The sequence below is a fragment of the Streptomyces sp. UNOC14_S4 genome, assembly GCF_020740835.1.
Classification (GTDB): Bacteria; Actinomycetota; Actinomycetes; order Streptomycetales; family Streptomycetaceae; genus Streptomyces.
This window is the reverse complement of record NZ_JAINFC010000803.1, coordinates 1-2,285: the sequence shown is the minus strand read 5'-3', so window position 1 is coordinate 2,285 and position 2,285 is coordinate 1. Positions and strand designations below refer to the sequence as shown.

Below are 2,285 nucleotides of genomic sequence, written 5' to 3'. Positions count from 1 at the left end.
CTTTTGAGGTGGCGTTGTGGCGGTTGTGGCGGTCGTGGGTGCCTGCGCCGGATGTGGTGCTGGGGCATTCGCTGGGCGGGATTGTCGCGGCTCATGTTGCCGGGGTGTTCTCGTTGGAGGGTGCGGTTGCGTTGGTGGCGGCCCGGTCCCGGTTGATGGGTGTGCTTCCTGCTGGTGGGGCGATGCTTGCTGTGGGGGCGAGTGAGGCGCAGGTGGTGGCGTTGTTGGCCGAGGGTGTCCCGGGTGTGGTGGGGATCGCTGCGGTGAACGGCCCGGCGTCGGTCGTGGTGTCGGGCGAGGCCGAAGCCGTCCAGGCGGTTGAGGAGTTGTGCGCGGCACAGGGCTGGCGGTCCTCGCGGTTGAAGGTCTCGCACGCGTTCCACTCGGCCCTGATGGAGCCGGTACTGGACGGGCTTCGGGAGGCGCTGTCGGCCGTCGAGCTGTCCGCGCCGTCGATCGCCCTGGCGTCGGACGTGACCGGCCGGATGGCGTCGGCTTCGGAGGTGTGCGATCCGGAGTACTGGGTGCGGCAGGTGCGCTCGGAGGTACGGTTCGGGGACGCCGTCGTGGCGGCACAGGGCGAAGGCGTGTCGACGTTCGTCGAGCTCGGCCCGGACGCGGCGTTGACGCCGATGGTCAGGGAGTGCACCGCGGGCGGCGACGTGTTCGCCGTTCCCACCCAGCGCCGTGACCGGGACCCGGTCTTCTCCGTCCTGACGGCCCTCGCCCGGGTGTCCGTGCGCGGGGGCCAGGTCGACTGGACCGCGCTGACCGGCGTCGACATCGCCGCGGCCCGCCGCAGGGCGGGTGACCTGCCGACGTACGCGTTCGAACGGCAGCGGTTCTGGCTCGACGCGGGAACCGGCGCGGGAGACGCTACGGGGCTCGGGCAGGACGCGGTGGACCACCCGTTGCTGGGCGCGGTCGTCGGGCTCGCCGACGGCGACGGCGTCCTGTTCACCGGGCGCCTCTCGCTCGACACCCACCCATGGCTCGCCGATCATGCGGTGCTCGGCACGGTCCTCGTGCCCGGGACGGCCTTCCTCGAACTGGCCCTGCACGCGGGCACCCGGCTCGGCTGCCCGTCGGTCGACGAACTGACGTTGCTTTCCCCGCTGGTCGTGCCGGAGACCGGGGGAGTACGGGTCCAGGTCCGCGTCGGTGCGCCCGACGCGTCCGGTGTCCGCGCGATCGGCGTGCACGCCCGTCCGGAACAGACCGACGGCGGCGGCCTGAACGAGCCCGGCGAGCCGGACGACGGCCGGTCGGTGGCGGACGTCCCGTGGACCCCATGGACTCTGCACGCGACCGGCACACTGACGGCTGCCGCGCGGAGCGCCCCGGAACAACCGGCATTTGCCGCTCTCACCGCCTGGCCGCCGCCCGGTGCGACGCCGGTCGAGGCCGACGATCTGTACCTGGACGCGGCCGACGCCGGAGTGCGCTACGGACCGTCGTTCCGTGGGGTCCGGGCGGCCTGGCGGCGCGAATCCGAGATCTTCGCCGAGATCGCCCTCCCGGAGGGTGCGGCCCTGGGCGGCGGCCGGTACGGGCTGCATCCCGCGCTGTTCGACGCGGCCCTGCACCCGCTGGGCCTGACCCCGGCCGACGGAGCGTCGGTTGACGGAGCACCGGCCGAGGACGCCGGGACCCAGGTGCGGCTGCCCTTCTCATGGCGCGGCGTGCAGCTGCACGCGGCCGGGGCCCGGGCGCTGCGCGTCCGTCTGCTCCCGCTGGGGGCCGACACGATCGCCATCGCGGCGGCCGACGACACGGGCCTGCCCGTGGCCTCGGTCGAGACGCTGGCGGTACGCGCACTGTCGCGCGACCAGCTGCCGACGCCCGCGAACGAGTACCTGTTCGACCTGACGTGGTCGCCGGCCCAGGCCGCCGCCGACGTCGCAGCTGATCCGGCCACGAGCCGGGCGGTCGTGGGCGGCCAGGAGAGCCGCGACCTGGCCGCGTTCGCGGCGCGGTCCGGCGCCCGGCAGTACGCGGACCTCGCCGCGCTGGCCTCGGCGGTCGACGCCGGGGAGCCGGTTCCCGGCATCGTGCTGCTGGAGCTGCGTACTCCGGGTACTCCGGGTACTCCGGGTACTCCGGGTACTCAAGCTGAAGCGGCCCCGGACCCCTCCGCTGTCCACGGCGCCGTCCACGACGCGCTCTCCGTCGTCCAGACGTGGCTCGCGGACGAACGGTTCGCCGCGTCGCGGCTGGTCGTCCTGACCCGCGGCGCGGTGGCCGTGGACCCGATGGCCGCGACCGTCCCCGTCCTCGTCCCCGCC

General features: G+C 74.1%; 1 protein-coding gene. It reads left to right on the top strand.

All coding sequences use genetic code 11. The features are described 5' to 3' along the window. Positions 1 to 8 precede the first annotated feature (8 nt). Positions 9 to 2,285 (top strand): acyltransferase domain-containing protein (locus K6I34_RS35910; RefSeq protein WP_308294106.1); only part of this gene is annotated, 2,277 nt, incomplete at its 3' end.